This window comes from Streptomyces kebangsaanensis, from assembly GCF_001906585.1.
GTDB classification, from domain to species: Bacteria; Actinomycetota; Actinomycetes; order Streptomycetales; family Streptomycetaceae; genus Streptomyces; species Streptomyces kebangsaanensis.
In genome coordinates, this window is the sequence record NZ_JUJA01000023.1 from 15,113 (window position 1) to 29,121 (window position 14,009).

The 14,009-nt window shown below is 68.3% G+C and carries 14 protein-coding genes and 3 pseudogenes; 7 read left to right on the forward strand and 10 right to left on the reverse strand.

Annotated features, from left to right (window positions below; translation table 11 throughout):
• Positions 1-261: 261 nt before the first annotated feature.
• Positions 262-756: a hypothetical protein gene (locus RH94_RS39340; protein ID WP_107428603.1), complete on the reverse strand. Its 495-nt coding sequence runs from the start codon at positions 754-756 to the stop codon at positions 262-264.
• Positions 757-1,179: 423 nt separating this feature from the next.
• Here RH94_RS39340 and RH94_RS02475 point away from each other — a divergent pair.
• A pseudogene (locus RH94_RS02475) lies at positions 1,180-1,933 on the forward strand (transposase family protein).
• On the opposite strand, the gene RH94_RS46535 reads toward RH94_RS02475, so the two are convergent.
• The 3 genes and pseudogenes from RH94_RS46535 to RH94_RS02485 form a co-directional block, all read right to left on the reverse strand.
• Positions 1,911-2,198 carry a DDE-type integrase/transposase/recombinase gene (locus RH94_RS46535; protein ID WP_107428604.1) on the reverse strand — a complete coding sequence of 96 codons (288 nt, stop codon included), beginning with the start codon at positions 2,196-2,198 and terminating at the stop codon, positions 1,911-1,913. The pseudogene RH94_RS02475 and the gene RH94_RS46535 overlap by 23 nt on opposite strands.
• Before the next feature lie 22 nt (positions 2,199-2,220).
• Positions 2,221-2,514: pseudogene (locus tag RH94_RS46540) on the reverse strand (IS3 family transposase); the annotation flags it as partial.
• A complete protein-coding gene (locus RH94_RS02485) occupies positions 2,511-2,819 on the reverse strand; it encodes a transposase (RefSeq protein WP_143203939.1) in 309 nt (102 codons plus the stop codon). The pseudogene RH94_RS46540 and the gene RH94_RS02485, both read right to left, overlap by 4 nt.
• Positions 2,820-2,898: 79 nt before the next feature.
• Between RH94_RS02485 and RH94_RS02490 the strand changes: the two genes are divergently transcribed.
• A complete protein-coding gene (locus RH94_RS02490; RefSeq protein WP_073946029.1) occupies positions 2,899-3,117 on the forward strand; it encodes a hypothetical protein in 219 nt (72 codons plus the stop codon).
• Between the two features lie 156 nt (positions 3,118-3,273).
• Here the strand turns inward: RH94_RS02490 and RH94_RS02495 are convergent, their stop codons facing one another.
• Together RH94_RS02495 and RH94_RS02500 are read right to left on the reverse strand one after the other, a co-directional pair.
• Entirely contained in the window at positions 3,274-4,710 is a 1,437-nt protein-coding gene (locus tag RH94_RS02495; protein ID WP_234425484.1) for an NAD(P)-binding domain-containing protein, read from the reverse strand.
• Between the two features lie 463 nt (positions 4,711-5,173).
• Positions 5,174-5,941, reverse strand: coding sequence for a transposase family protein (locus RH94_RS02500; protein WP_073946031.1), 768 nt, complete (start codon positions 5,939-5,941; stop codon positions 5,174-5,176).
• A 927-nt stretch (positions 5,942-6,868) separates the two neighbouring features.
• Here RH94_RS02500 and RH94_RS42025 point away from each other — a divergent pair.
• Complete coding sequence (locus RH94_RS42025) at positions 6,869-7,093, forward strand: hypothetical protein (RefSeq protein WP_073946032.1); 225 nt, start codon at positions 6,869-6,871, stop codon at positions 7,091-7,093.
• 48 nt (positions 7,094-7,141) lie between these two features.
• Here the strand turns inward: RH94_RS42025 and RH94_RS02510 are convergent, their stop codons facing one another.
• Positions 7,142-7,711, reverse strand: coding sequence for an SMI1/KNR4 family protein (locus RH94_RS02510; protein ID WP_073946033.1), 570 nt, complete (start codon positions 7,709-7,711; stop codon positions 7,142-7,144).
• Positions 7,712-8,127: 416 nt separating this feature from the next.
• Here RH94_RS02510 and RH94_RS40545 point away from each other — a divergent pair, with 416 nt between their 5' ends.
• Positions 8,128-8,322 (forward strand): hypothetical protein, encoded by a 195-nt coding sequence (locus RH94_RS40545; RefSeq protein ID WP_158073005.1) that lies wholly within the window; start codon positions 8,128-8,130, stop codon positions 8,320-8,322.
• Between the two features lie 145 nt (positions 8,323-8,467).
• Here the strand turns inward: RH94_RS40545 and RH94_RS02520 are convergent, their stop codons facing one another.
• Together RH94_RS02520 and RH94_RS02525 are read right to left on the reverse strand one after the other, a co-directional pair.
• Entirely contained in the window at positions 8,468-9,829 is a 1,362-nt protein-coding gene (locus RH94_RS02520; RefSeq protein ID WP_073946034.1) for an IS1380 family transposase, read from the reverse strand.
• Positions 9,830-9,945: 116 nt separating this feature from the next.
• Positions 9,946-10,824, reverse strand: coding sequence for an NAD(P)H-binding protein (locus tag RH94_RS02525; RefSeq protein ID WP_234425485.1), 879 nt, complete (start codon positions 10,822-10,824; stop codon positions 9,946-9,948).
• Between the two features lie 63 nt (positions 10,825-10,887).
• Here RH94_RS02525 and RH94_RS02530 point away from each other — a divergent pair, with 63 nt between their 5' ends.
• From RH94_RS02530 to RH94_RS02540, 3 genes are all read left to right on the forward strand, one after another.
• The gene (locus RH94_RS02530) at positions 10,888-11,484 is read left to right on the forward strand and encodes a TetR/AcrR family transcriptional regulator (RefSeq protein WP_073946036.1); all 597 of its coding nucleotides are present in this window, start codon (positions 10,888-10,890) and stop codon (positions 11,482-11,484) included.
• A gap of 160 nt (positions 11,485-11,644) precedes the next feature.
• On the forward strand, positions 11,645-12,496 hold the full coding sequence (locus RH94_RS02535; RefSeq protein ID WP_073946037.1) for a GNAT family N-acetyltransferase: 852 nt from the start codon (positions 11,645-11,647) through the stop codon (positions 12,494-12,496).
• Between the two features lie 82 nt (positions 12,497-12,578).
• Positions 12,579-13,529 (forward strand): transposase, encoded by a 951-nt coding sequence (locus RH94_RS02540; protein WP_234425486.1) that lies wholly within the window; start codon positions 12,579-12,581, stop codon positions 13,527-13,529.
• Between the two features lie 176 nt (positions 13,530-13,705).
• Here the strand turns inward: RH94_RS02540 and RH94_RS02545 are convergent.
• Positions 13,706-14,002: pseudogene (locus RH94_RS02545) on the reverse strand (SDR family NAD(P)-dependent oxidoreductase); the annotation flags it as partial.
• Between the last annotated feature and the right edge of the window lie 7 nt (positions 14,003-14,009).

A 14,009-nucleotide genomic window follows, 5' to 3' on the forward strand; every position in this document is an offset into this window, starting at 1 on the left:
AGCCGCAACCGCGACGCGGTGCTGCAACTGATCGAGAACGCCGACTGCATGTACCGGTCGATCGGCAAGGAGCAGCAATACTGCGCGTAGTCCCCGAGACCGCCGTGGCATGGACTTCCCTGCCGTGCCGCGGCGGTCGCGTGCCTCTGCTCCATCTGTCCCTCCCTGCCTACCGCGACCTGCAGCATCTGCGGCGAGGAGAAGCCCTGCGGCACCTCCCGGACCACGGGCCGGACGTAGTGCCCGGACTGCCGGCGCCGCTCAGCCTCGTGCTCGGTCTGTGGAAGCATCGCGGCGGTCGTCTCCGGCACCCTCGACCAGCCCCTTTGCGCTGACTGCACCGCTCCTGAGGTCTGGCACACCTGTCCTACCTGCACCGATCCCGACTACCCGCACCCCGGCCGGTGCGCTCGCTGTCTCATCAACCGGCGGCTCAACGAGCTGCTGGGTCCCCCGTCCGATGCCCTCCACCCCGGCCTCGAAGCCCTCCGGCAGAACATCGCCACCGCCGAGCACCCCGTCACCGCCAGGCGGTGGCTGAACAAGCCGTCCGTCTCCCCGGTTCTGTCCGACCTCGCGTCCGGCCGACGAGCCCTGGCCCACGATGCCCTCGACGAACTGCCCGGCAGCCCGTCCCTCGCCCGTCTCCGCCAAGTTCTCGTCAGTGTCGGTGTTTTGCCTGAGCGGGACGAGTACATGATCCGCCTCGATCGCTTCCTCACCGGCCTCCTCGCATCCCAGCAGGACGCCGAACAACGCTCAGTCCTGCGCCGGTACACGATCTGGCACCTGGTCCGGCGGCTTCGCCAACGCAACAACGGCAGTCCACTCACCCCGCAGGGGTTTATGTCCGCACGTCAACGCGCTCACGCGGCCGTCGCCTTCCTGAAAGGGCTGAGGGACCACGGCCTCACCCTGGAGACCTGTCAGCAGGCCGACCTCGACCAGCGGCTCATCGGCGAATCCACCACCTACCGCCAGACGGCCGGGCACCTCATCCGCTGGGCCCACGCCAACAAGCTCACCGCTGTCCACGTCCCCGCCATTCGCTGGAACGGCCCCACTGAGCTTCTTCGAGCTGGGCCCCGATCAGGTGACGCCCGCCAAGCGCAACGAGCGAGGCCCCCGGGCAGTTGATCGAGATGTCTGACGTCTCCACCACGCTGCTCAGGGGCCTCGTTGGTCATCCATCCTGCCGCACTCGACCTGCCGCATGCGCTCGTGGAGTGGGTCACCATGCTCATCGTCACCCGTGAGGGCGACCGGCGCTGCAAGCTCCGCCCGTCTCAGCGCGCGATGGGGGCACTGGTGTACCTGCGCGAGCACACCACCCTGGCGAAGATCGCTGCCGGGTTCGGAATCAGCGAGTCCACCGCCCACGCCTGCACCAGCGCGGTCATCCACCCGCTCGCCCGGCGCGCGCCGGGTCTGCTGAAGGTCCTGCGCGAGGCCGACCCCGACTTCATCCTGCTGGACGGCACCCTCGCCGAGCGCGACCGGGTCGGCGACTCACGCGCGGACTCCTCCCACAAGCACCGCCGGCACGGCGTGAACGTGCAGGTGGTCACCGATCCGGACGGCCGACGGCTGTGGCTCTCACCCGCGCTGCCGGGCCGGGCTCACGACCTGACCTCCCCCAGCCCGCACCCACCGCATCATCCGCATCTGCAAGCGCCAGGGCGTCCCCATCCTGGCTGATCCCGCCCACCAGGGCGGCGGCCCCTGGCTGACCACAGGCATCAAACGCAGGCCCCTGCAGGAACTCACCCCCGCCGAGAAGACCGTCAACCGGGCCCTGGCCACGGCACGGGCACCGGTCGAACGCGGCGTCGCCCGCCTGAAGTCCTGGCGGATCTTCCGCAGATCCCGATGCAGCCCCAACCGCATGACGTCAATCGCCAAAGCCGTCCTCACCCTGGAGCGGCAACGCTGAAGAAGCTCACTGATCCGGCGGGGCGGCGTCGGCGGCAGGCGGACCGCAGGGCATCAGCGACCAGCTCGGTGCGCAGGTGGTCGGCGGTGGCCCAGCCGACCACGCGCCGGGAGGCGATGTCGATGACGGTGGCCAGGTAGAGCCAGCCCTCGTCGGTGGGGATGTAGGTGATGTCGCCGCACCAGCGGGCGTCGGTCGCGGTCGGGTCGGGCCGGAAGTCGCGCAGGACCAGGTCCGGGCGGCTGGCCGCGTGCGGGTCGGGGATCGTGGTGCGGTCGGCGTCTGCGGTGTCTGCCGGCGAGCCCGGCGGCCCGCATCAGCCGGGCGATGCGTCTGCGGCCGCAGGCCGTACCCTCGCGCCGGAGGACGGCGTGGATGCGTGGGGCCCCGTAGGTGCCACGGGACTGGACGTGGACGGCGGTGATCTGCTCGGTCAGTTCCGCGTCCTGCACGGCCCGGGGGCCGACGGCGCCGGTGCGGCGGGCATAGAAGGCGGCACGGGAGACCTTCAGCAGTTCACAGGCACGTTTGACGCTGTGACCTGCCCCCTTCTCCGCCTCGATGAACGGGTGCACGTTCACCGGGTCTCCGTCGCGAAGAAAGCCGTGGCCCGCTTGAGGCTCTCCACGTCCTCCCGCAGGCGGCGGTTCTCCCGTCGCAGTCGGGTCAGTTCCTCGCGTTCGCTGCTGGTCAGGCCGTCGCGCTCGCCGGCGTTGACCTCGGCCTGCTTCACCCAGTCGCGCACCGCGGTCTCGGTCAGGCCGAAGTCCTTGGCGACCTGACCGACCGAGCGGTCACCGCGTCGGCACAGCTCGACGATCTCCGCCTTGAACTCCGGCGTGAACGAGCGGCGAGCACTCGGCTTCTTCTTCCCCATGCTCCCCATGGTGGACATCCTTCCGGGGACTCAACCCCTGATCTCGGATGTCCGTCAAAGCGGATCAAGCCCAAACCTGCTGCACCACGTGAGAGACCGCACCTTCCGCGAGGACGACTCCAAAGTCCGCACCGCCGCCCTGCCCCGCACCATGGCCGGCCTGGGGCACCTCCCGGCCGAAGGCTGGGGGAGCAACCTCGCCATCAGCGTCCACCGCCAGGACGGCCACACCGACATCGCCGCGGCCCTCCGCCAGGCCGCCCGCGACCGCCACCGACCCCTGACCGCCCTCGGTCTCACCAGATGAACCCGGACAAGATCACTTCACGCAATGACTCTGCCCCCTGACCCCGGCAACCGACATCCCCCAGTTGTGCCCACCCCATGAATACGGGTCAGGGGCCCGCAGCGAGAGCTGCTGGGCCCCTGACCCGTAGTGGGGTCCGCCCCCGGCCTCGGGGAGTTACGCCGCCAGGCTGCGCTCAGCGTTCTGCGGGGTCTTGGCGGGCTCCTCGGCGAGGTAGCGCTCGATCGAGTCGTCGAGTTCTTCGAGCCACGGTGTGTGGTGCTCGGCGGCCAGGGTTCCCGTCATGACCGAGCGGTAGACACGGTCGCGGTAGCCCATGATGTCGGCCTTCTTGTCGCGCTTCCACGCGAGGAAGATCTCGACGACCCGGTCGAGGTCGAACTCGGGGTAGTCCGTCTGCCGCAGCAGATCACGCACGTAGTCGGCCTGGAAGCGGACCTCTTCGGCGTCCGAGGAAAGCCTCTCGAAACGTTCCCGCCACTCGGCGATGGACACGGAGCGTTCGGTCTCCGACGGCAGCTCGGCGCGGCCCAGGATGAGGTCGCGTACGTACCAGGCCTGCGCGTCGAACATGTTGAAGGTGAACCACTGGTCCTGCGCGCCGAGGTAGGCCAGACGCGGGTTGTCCTGCCACACGACACCGCGGTAAAGGCCGTCCGGGTACACGTTGTTCGGGGAGGTCAGCGCGAGCTCGTCGGGCAGGAACGGGTACTTGTGCAGGTAGCCGGTGCACAGGATGACGGCGTCGATGTGCTTCGAGGTGCCGTCGGCGAAGTGGACCGTGTTGCCCTCGATGCGCTTGATGACGGGGCGTTCCTCGAAGCCCTCGGGCCAGTCGTAACCCATCGGCGCGGAACGATAGCTCGCCGTCACCGAGCGTGCGCCCATCTTGAACGCCTGGCTGCCGATGTCCTCGGCCGAGTAGCTGGAGCCGACGACGAGGACGTCCTGTCCCTTGAAGGCTTCCGCGCCGCGGAAGTCGTGCGCGTGGGCGACGTACCCGGGGAAAGTCTCGATGCCAGGGAAATGCGGCACGTTGGGGAAAGCGAAGTGGCCGCTGGCGACGACCACATGGTCGAACTCCTCGGTCGTCGTTTCTCCGGTGGGGAGATTCTCGACCGTGAGCGTGAAGACCTCACGCTCGGCGTCGTATTCCGTCCAGCGCACGACGGTCTGGAAACGGATGAAATCGCGCACGTTCGTCTTCTTCAGCCGGGCGGCGATGTAGTCCCACAGAACCGGGCGCGGCGGGTATGAGGAGACGGCGCGACCGAAGTGCTCGTCGAAGGTGTAATCAGCGAACTCCAGCGCTTCCTTCGGCCCATTCGACCACAGATTGCGGTACATGCTCGAGTGCACGGGCTCGCCGTACTCGTCGAGTCCGGTGCGCCAGGTGAAGTTCCACTGGCCGCCCCAGTCAGCCTGTTTCTCAAAACAGACAATCTCGGGGATGTCCGCCCCCGCGCGCGCTGCGGTCTCAAAGGCCCGCAGCTGAGCCATGCCCGAGGGGCCGGCACCGATAATCGCTACTCTTTTTCTGTTCGTCACGTATGTCCCTTTATTTTCGCCATGCGACCCCGCACCCACCCTCACGGGCAGGAAGGAGCCATCCGGTCGCCAGAATCCGCACGTATCGACCGGTCCAGAGAAGCGGCTTTCTTTCGACCATAGCAGGATTGGCTCAAATGCGCTAATTTGCTACCGCAATCAACTGCGTCAACCCGTCGGAGGTGCGGGCCGCGACAGCCGGTCCGGCCGTGCGGTTACAGGTCGACATCAAGCCCCACTCTCGACGGATGACCTGCACCTTCGTCTCCTCGTCGGGTGCGACGGGGTCGTCTGCCGGACTGGCCGCGAAGGTCGTCGCCCTGCATGTCTTCACCCTTTGAACTTCACACCGGCAACGCAGCGGAAAGGATGGATGGCGCCCTGGCGGAAATGTGGCCGGCCGCAGCTCCTTCCCGGTCTGCGCGATCTCATTCCTCCGAGATGCAGAAGGAAGCGGATCCGTAATCTGCTTCTCCGTCCTGTCCGAGTGAAGGTGTGTCAGGGCGACTCAGGGGTCGGCCTGCCTGCCTCGGGCCGTCGCCTGCCGGAGGCGGGTGGTGGCGAGGTCGATGAGGGTGCGGGTGGCCCGACTGAGGGTGGTGTGGCGGCGGTGCACGATGGCGACGTGGTCGTAGAGTCTCGGCCCCAGCGGGGCGGAGTGGAGCCGGTGGGGCAGCTGGCCGGCGAGGCGGTGGACGACGCCGCGTGCCGCGATCGTGTCGGCGTGTCCGCGGGCGGCGATCTCCAACGCGGTCTCGACGTTCTCGACCTCGATGTGCGGCCGCAGTGTGCGGTGCGCCGTCTGTATGGCGGCCGGCAGGGCGATGGCTGGGGTGCTCGTGGTGCGGGAGCCGCGTACGGTCTTGCCGTCCACGGCGATCGGCCGCAGCCCGTCCTCCTGGGCGAGGGTGTCCCGGATGGCGAGGAAGACGCCGATCGCGGCGCCCAACACGTCGCCGTCCATGCGGGCCAGCAGTCGGCGCACGGTGCCCGGATGCGGCACCGGGATCCGGCCGGTCAGCGGATCTGGTGCGAGGCCCAGGACCCGTAGCGCCCAGCGCGGAGCATCGGTGATCCATTCGCCGATGGCGGTCAGCGACCGCGCGCCGGCCAGCATGCTCGCCGCGGCAGCCGACAGCAGCGGAACCAGCGGATACAGGCGGCCCCGGCGATCACGCGGATCGGGTACGCGGGCCAGGTGGTGGTGCAGCCGCACGGCATCGGTGACGGGCGCGACAGCTTCGGCGCGGGCCAGGTAATCCAGCGCGCAGGGCATGGGAGATGACGCAGGGGCAGGCACGGTCTCGCTCGGTTCTCATGGGTCTCGACAACCACATGATCACCAGCGCCGTGCCTGTACTGCTATCCACCCAGACCGGGACATGACGCCACGTCACGGACGAGGGATCCGAACCCGGACCGATCGCTTTCACGCAAAGACCCTGCTCCACACCCACAGCCTCGCAGACGCCATCAGCGTCACCGAAGACACTTTGCATTGTGAAGAGCCCGAATTCGGACCCCGTACGAGTCTTCCATGCGGGTGTACTCGTCTGACAGACTCTCTTTGTTTTCGCCTGCTGCACACTGCTGGAGTGTTCGTGAGTGTCCCTCCCGGATCTTCACCGGAAAGCTGCTGAATCAATGCTGGTAGCCGCGGTGCAAAATGCCTCCGAGCACGGTCAGGGGCTTGACGGCCTGGTCTCTGCTCTAGGGCTCAGTTGTCGGATGCTGGAGAAACTTTCACTACGCTTGCCCGGCGACCGCAACAGTAACCAAGTCGGCATCCTGCTGGCGGCGGGAAACTATGCACTGTGCGCTGGCGCACTTCTCTCCAGACTTGACGAGACCTGACGGCTTACCTTTCCGATCAAGGCCGGACCGGGGACCACGCCCCTCCTCGTGGCCCAGGGCTTCGGCATGGTCGGTTGATGCCCGGTTGCTGACGTCTCGTCGTGTTGGGTGGAAGTTCGCCGTTGACGGCTCCGGCAAGACGCAGGCGGACCGAAACCGTCAGCTCATCTGCAGCAGGCAGTGGAAAACCTGCAGCGGCACCGGTCTGTTCAGCGACATGTGGGCCCTGGAGGCAGGGGAGACACGTAGCGACTCAAGGAGTTGTGACGAGTTCGCTTTTGCCGACTCGTTCCAGAGCGCCGGAAACTCCACGGGTCCCAACCCCGTCGTCCACAGCGGCAAGGAGTGCGTGCAGACCTATGTCAGGCGTAACGCCGACGACACCATGACGCTCCATCTGCGTCCGGCTGCCCCGGTACCGACGTGGAAGGAGCCGTGTGACCGGTCCTCGATGTCGAACTGGCAGAACACCCAGTCGATGCGGCCGTTCGGCGACTTCATCAAACAGCAGCGCCTGATGGAGGACGACGACTACTGGCTCGACCTGGACGGGTTCACGGCGCCCACGCCGTAAGCGCGCGATGAGAAGTGCCCCCGGAACAACCGGGGGAGCACTTTGGTTTCACGACCAGACGAGTCGTCCTTCGGCGACCGAGCAGGTCGGATGGCTTCCATCGGCGATTTTCGTCAGCATTTCTGCCACGGAGTCGAAATAGTGAGCCAGTGATGGGTACTCGCCCGTGATCGTGATGTCGCCCACGAACCACCTGCCGATACGCCCGTCCCGCACGTCGATGAACTTCCCCATCCAGCCGTCCTGGTCCGACAGGAACGGGATCCACTCATTGCGCCAGAACGGATTGTCCGGCTGATCCGGAGGGTTGACCCCACCGGTCATGTAGTGGTTGGCGTAGAGCCTCTCCATCGCCCGGATGCCCAGAAAGAAGCTTCCCTCGTCCGGAAACCCGACGAAACCACAGCACGCCACATCGTCGTCCACGTCTTCCTCAGGAAGATCCAGATTGTTCTGCAACAGCCACGCCCGTAGGTCCTGATGAAGCTGGATGCCCATCCGTTCCTCGGCGGCCGCAAGCATCTGTTCCGCGGCCGGCCCGGGCAGATCCGCATGATCGGCCGGGGCGTGCTCCCGAAGAAGACTCATCACGCGGGACCAGCTCTCCACCACACTCATTCCCCACTGCCCTCTGCGTGGACGCCCTGTACGGCTGCGTCGCTGCGGGTTTCTGTTCGAAGCGTCGACGCCGGGCGCCGCAATCCCGAAGCGCGCGCAAGAAGGCCACCTTGCGGAGCGCCGACCGGGAAACCTCGCAGGAATGGTACTCGGAGTGGGCCGACTGCCAGGGCTTCGGTGTTGTCCGGACTCGTCCGTTTTGATCATGTGAGGCCGAGGAGGGCGATGGTCCGAATTCGGTCCCGGGCTGCTCGTCGGAGTCCGGAGGCGATGTTCCGGACGCCGGCCGGGCGAAGGGCTCCGATCGCAAGGTTCCTGCAGGTGGCCATTGCTCCGGGTGCGTTCCCGGTCCGCACCTGGGAGGCGTCCTCGGCGAACGTGACGTCCCTGACGTGGTGCGGGGCTTCGACGCTCCAATGCCCTCGGATCAGTCGGGCGAGCTGAGCCCGGCCGGCCTGTTCGGCGGTAAGGCTGGTGACCGCGTAGACGGTCTTGAGGCTGATCTTCCCGGTCTTGCGGTGGACGCGGCGGCGAACGATCTGGACGGCCTGGCGGGCGCCGGGGAAGAGCAGGTTGTTGACCTCGATTCTTCAGCGGTCGTGAGTGCATGACCGTTCCGTCGGTTCGCCCTGTTTGTTCCGCGTGATCGCGGGCGGGGCCTTCGCGTGTCGCTGCGGCTGCGCCGGGGTTCCACGGCACCCGGACGTCCTGCGGGCCTGTTCCTTTCCATGTCTCGTCGGGCTGGTGGTCCGGTCGTCAGGTGACGGCGGGCAGGGCGGTCAGCCGGTGCCAGCAGGTGGTGAACGCCTTCGCCCAGGGCCAGGTCCGCTCGATCCGCAGGAAGCGGCGGCGGGCGTGGTCGGCGAGTCGGGCGGGCAGGTGGTAGAGGCGGAAACGCATGGTGTCCGGCTCGGCTTCGGCCAGGCCGTCGATGTCGTGCAGGGCCAACAGCCTCAGCCACGCGTCGAGATCGGCGGCGAGGTTTGCGGCGAGCATCCAGCCGCGGTTGACCTCCCAGGAGGCGGAGGGCAGGTTGTCCAGGCCCATCGCCTTGTTGGTGCGTACCCGGTCCTCCACCCCGGCGTGGGAGCGGTGCAGCACGTCCAGGAACTGGGCGTGGCCCGAGCCGGCGATGCCCCACATGCGGTGGATGTTGGTCGCGGTGATGCAGTAGCGCCAGCCGGTCTTCTGCTCGAAGTCGGTGAGCTTCTTCAGGTGCCGTCGGGAGGGCTTGACGCGGCGCACGATCAGCCGCATGCCCTCCGGCCAGCCCTCGCGGGTGTTCACCCCGGTCAACTCCGCGACGAAGTAGCCCTCCTGGACGCTGCCGTCCTGGTGCAGAGAGGTCTCCCAGGCGGCCTCGGGCAGGCGGGCGATGGCCCGCTCGTCGTCCTCGGTGATCTTCCAGCCGACGGTGTAGCGGACCGTGCGCCGCGTGGTGTTCAGGGCTTCCAGATGCTCCAGCAGCCCGTGGGTGGCTCCGGCCCCGTCCACCCGCACCAGGATCTTCGCGGCCGAGGAGCCGGGGATCTGCGCGAGGGCCTCGGTGAGCACCCGCACGTGGTCGGCCACCGTGTTGGCGCCGGCATTCCCCGGCCGCAGGAGCATGGCCAGGGACTCGGTGGTGTTGGCACACCACGCGGCCAGTGGGTGAAACCCGAACGTCTTTTTGAAGGTGACCGCCGCGCCGGCCTTCTTCGACGCCGAGGTGATGATGGTGGCGTCGATGTCGATGACGATCCACCCGCACAGCCGCTTGCCCGCCACGACCAGCCAGGGGAAGCCGCCCGGCCTCAGGGGGAGCAGACTCCACACGTGCCGGCGCACCCGTGCCCGCACCTTCGCGATCCTCGCCAGGGTGGCCTCGTCGAGCGCGGCCAGCGTGCGCCGGGCGGTGGAGTCCGAGGCCGCAAGCCCGAACAACGGCCGGTGATGCAACTGGAGTTGCTCCACCTCCGACAAGTTCGCCGCCCCCAGTACGACCGCGATCACGAGGTGTACCAGCACCCCGGCGCGTTCCCGCCAGCCGGCCGCTGTGCTGGATGGCAGCACCTTCGCCAGCGCACCCGTCAGCCCCGTGCGGTCCGCACACCGACGCAGCAGCACCGCCCCCGGCATGCCCGACCAGCCTCCTCCCGTCAGCCACCACGCGCATCGGCACGTTCCGGGGGCGAGGGCCGGGGCGACGCCGGACTGAGAGCTGCGACCTGGGGCGCAGGTCGCGGTCGACGAGGTTACGAACCCTCCGTGAACGCGATGGCGTGGTCAACGGCCCACTGGCGAAACGTTCGCGGCGCCGTCCCGAGGATGTCGGCCACCGCAGTGGTGATGTACGCGGGCTGTCCGACCGCCGCGCTCCACGCGGCGAGCAGCATGTCGACGACCGAGCTGGGCACCGTACCCTCCCCCAAGCTTCGGAACTCGTCCGGCGTCATCTCCTCGAATGCGATCCGGCGCCCCAGGGCGTCACCGATGACGTCCACCTGCGCGGCTTGGGTCAGCGATTCGGGGCCCGTAAGGACGTAGTCGCCTCCGACGTATCCGCCCTGGTAGAGCGTCCGCGCCGCGACGGCTGCGACGTCGCGGTCGTCGACCGGTGCCGACTCGGCAGCGCTGTAAGGCCACCGGACGACTTCGCCGGCCCGGATCGCGGGCGCCCACCAAGCCAGCGAGTTCGACGCGAACATCCCCGGCCGGATGATCGTCAACTCGAGTCCGGTGGCCCCGATGAGCCGCTCGATGTCGGCGTGCAGCACCGCCATGGGATTGGGCTGCTGGAAGAAGGGATGCGGCGTCTGATGCGGGGAGGAGAGGAAGACGACCCGCCGCACGTGGGCTGCCAGCCGCTCAACGACTGCCTCCGCGGTCTGAGGCGGGGCGGTCCAGACGAGGAAGACCGCACCGGCACCACTCAACGCCCGGTCGAGCGACTCGGGCACAGTGAGGTCACCGGTGAAAACCTCGACCTTCGCCGGCAGCGTCGCCGCCGCCTCAGAGCGACGGGTGAGGGCACGGACCGGCACGCCCGCGTCGAGGAGTTGGTCGATGACGACGCGGCCGACCCGGCCCGTCGCCCCAGTGACGAGCACGGGAGGAATGTCTATCTGATTCATGCCGCCCATGAAAACGTTACTAGGTTAAAAAAGCAACTCGGTTACGAATGTTACGGTGGTCAGATGAGCGAGTCGACGGGACTGCGGGCCCGCAAGAAGGAGCGGACGCGCGACGCCATTGGAGACGCGGCCGTCTCACTGTTCCTGGAGCGCGGCTTCGACCGCGTCTCGGTCAACGACATCGCCGCGGCAGCCGAGATCTCCAAGCCGACTCTCTTCCGGTACTTCCCCACCAAGGAAGACCTGGTGCTGTACCGATTTGCGGATCACCAGGGCGAGGCAGCACGCGTCGTACGTGACCGCAAGTCCGGCATCAAGCCGGTGACGGCGCTGCACCGGCACTTCCGGGCCGGCCTCGATCGGTACGACCCCGTCACCGGCCTCAGCGATCACCCCGAGGTGGTGGCGTTCCATCGGCTGGTGTTCACCACACCGAGCCTGGCAGGACGGCTCACGCGGTACCAGCTCGAGGACGAGGAGGCACTGGCGGACGCCCTCGGCGAAGGCATCCAGGCACGCCTGCTAGCCGCCCAGGTACTCGCGGTCCAACGGGTGCTCGCCCGGACCAACTGGCAGAAGATCGCCGACGGTCGCACCGCCCACGACGTCCACCCCGAAGCCGTAGCCGACGCCGACCAGGCATTCAACCAACTGCCGTGACAGGCGACGCTCCCAGTCGAAGAAGGCTCTGCGGCCCGGTGCAGGCACAGCCAACGACTTGGTTCACGATACTGCTGTCGGCAGTTGATCACCGCTTCATCCAGGAGCTGGCCGTGACAGGACGTAATACGGTGGCAGTGGCTCCCGAGCTCCTGCTTGGATGCTCGGCGTGACGTCTGCGGATCTTGCTGATCGCCGTGAGCTGCTGGACCGGCTTGAGCAGTACTACGACGCGGTTCCCCGCTCCGGCGCCCGAGTCGAGGACTTCGGGCCGCTGACCCTGTTCATACGAGAGGGGCAGGGCTGGCCCTTCTATGCACGTCCGACCCTGGGATGGTCCGGAGCGGTGAGTGCCGCCGATGTGGACCGGGTCCGCGCCCGGCAGCGGGAACTGGGCATCCCGGAGAGTTTCGAGTGGGTCGCCGAGACCGCGCCCGCGCTGCGGGCCGCGGTCGAGCAGGCAGGGCTTGCGGTGCACGAGCACCCCTTGATGGTGCTCGGCCCGGACGTACCGACTCCTGCCGTGCCCGAGGTGGCCGACGGTGTGGTGGTCCGGACCGTCGGGCCGGATGATCCCGTGCTGCCGAGCGCGCTGGCCGTTCCTCACCTGGCCTTCACCGAGCCTGGCACCGGTGTCGGTGCGGCCGGCCCGGCGGAACTGGGCGAGGCGGTGCGCGGCCGTACCGGTGACGGATCGGTGGAACGCGCGGTGGCACGCATCCTGGCCGGTCTGACGTGCGTTGCCGCCGCGGTGGAGGACGGCACGGCGCTGTGCGCCGGTCAGCACCAGCCGGTCGGAGCGGTTACCGAGATCGTCGGGGTGGGAACTTTGCCGACCGCGCGCCGTCGGGGTCTTGCGCATGCGGTCACCGCAGTGCTGGTGGCCGACGCCCGGTCGCGAGGCATCGAGACCGTCTTCTTGTCCGCGGGCGACGATGACGTCGCCCGGATCTATGCCCGGCTCGGCTTCCGCTCTGTGGCCACGGCACTGATCGCCGAGCCTGTCGAGTAGCCACTGGCAGGCAGCCATCCGTGACGCGACGTCGGCCGTACGGGTTGGGTGGATTGTGACGTCAGCCTGGGCCCGTGCGGCCTTGTCTCATCCTGCCTTCTGCGGCCTGTCCCGTGCACATCTCGGCGGTCTGATCGAGGAGTTGGCCACTCCCTGGACCGCCCGGTGCGAGTCCGCGCTGCGCGAGCGGCGAGGAGGCGAGCGCAAGCGGGCAGCCGGAGCCGGGCCGCACCACCATCTGGTCTTCACCGACTGCGTGCTGGTCACTCTGGCCGTCCTGCGCCTGCAATTGCCGCACGCGGTACTGGCCGGACTGTACGGAGTGAGCCGCCCCACCGTCACCCGGGCGGTGCACGAGATCCGGCCGCTGCTCGCGTCACGGGGCTTTGCCGTCCCCGACAGGCCCGGCCTACGACTGCGCACCCTGGGAGACGTCTTCGCCTACGCCGACGCCGAGGGCGTGGAGTTGCGGATCGACGGCACCGAGGTACAGGTCCGCCGTCCCCGCGCGGGCAGACCCGGCCGCAAGGCGTTCGTCTCTGGCAAGAAGAAGCAGAACACAGCCAAGACCACCACCATCAGTGACCCCCAGGGCCGCCTGCTGTGGTCGGGGGCGAATCGGCCCGGGCGCCAGCACGATCAGACCGCCATGCGCACCGAGGGCATCGCCGAACTGCTCCGCCTCTACCCTCAGGTCAGGGCCGAGGTCGACGAGGGCTACCGAGGCCTGGCCAACGAGTTCCCGAACCAGATCAGCGCCCCGCCGAAGAAACCGAAGGACGACGCCCCGCTTGGCGACCTGAACGCCTGGCACGAGCACCGCCGCCGTCAGTCCTCCCGCCGCATCCGGGTCGAGCATGCCATCGGCGAGCAGAAGAAGTGGCGTCCGCTCCAGCGGTACATCGGACGGCGCGAGTCTTGTGGCGAGACCCACGCGGCCATCGCCGGCCTGGTTGCCGACCGCGCTGCCCGCCGACTCAGCCGATGCCGCACCAGCACCGAACTGGTGCTCGCCCGACCGGTCACCTGCTGACCGACCAGCAGGCAAACTGCCAGCCCGCACGCCTCAACCTCAATCGCGAACCAAGTCGTAACTACCTGGCCTTGGGGGAGGCCCCCACCGGCAAGCTCCGCCTGCGCCTCATCCCGTGCCGTGCCGGCGGCGTGGCGCGCGACCTCGAGGGCGAGCACCATGTGCTCGCTGACCGCCCGGCGCGCCTGATCGCAGTCCATGTCCAGGAGGCGCCCGTAGGACGGGTGTCCAGCCGTGACCATCACGTGGTCGATCGGCCCGGGCAGTTCCTGGAAGAACCGCCGCAGCCGCGCCGGGTCGCCGGCGTCGAAGGCGGCGGTGCCGAGCGCTTCGACCTCCGTGGCCGCGGTACGCAGCCGTTCGGGGTCCCGTCCGGTGAGAATCACCGAGGCGCCCTCGGCACGGGCGTGCCCGGCGGTCGCCAGCCCGATGCCCGCGCTCCCGCCGATGACGACGAGGGTCTGTCCGAGCAGGGCCGGG

Excerpts from the sequence above, each read along its gene's own strand:
- RH94_RS02485 (WP_143203939.1), bottom strand. The coding sequence starts at position 2,819 with ATGGGGAGCATGGGGAAGAAGAAGCCGAGTGCTCGCCGCTCGTTCACG.
- RH94_RS02500 (WP_073946031.1), bottom strand. The coding sequence starts at position 5,941 with ATGCCCTGCGCGCTGGATTACCTGGCCCGCGCCGAAGCTGTCGCGCCC.
- RH94_RS02510 (WP_073946033.1), bottom strand. The coding sequence starts at position 7,711 with ATGAGTGTGGTGGAGAGCTGGTCCCGCGTGATGAGTCTTCTTCGGGAG.
- RH94_RS40545 (WP_158073005.1), top strand. The coding sequence starts at position 8,128 with ATGCCCTCGGATCAGTCGGGCGAGCTGAGCCCGGCCGGCCTGTTCGGC.
- RH94_RS02520 (WP_073946034.1), bottom strand. The coding sequence starts at position 9,829 with ATGCCGGGGGCGGTGCTGCTGCGTCGGTGTGCGGACCGCACGGGGCTG.
- RH94_RS02525 (WP_234425485.1), bottom strand. The coding sequence starts at position 10,824 with ATGAATCAGATAGACATTCCTCCCGTGCTCGTCACTGGGGCGACGGGC.
- RH94_RS02530 (WP_073946036.1), top strand. The coding sequence starts at position 10,888 with ATGAGCGAGTCGACGGGACTGCGGGCCCGCAAGAAGGAGCGGACGCGC.
- RH94_RS02535 (WP_073946037.1), top strand. The coding sequence starts at position 11,645 with ATGCTCGGCGTGACGTCTGCGGATCTTGCTGATCGCCGTGAGCTGCTG.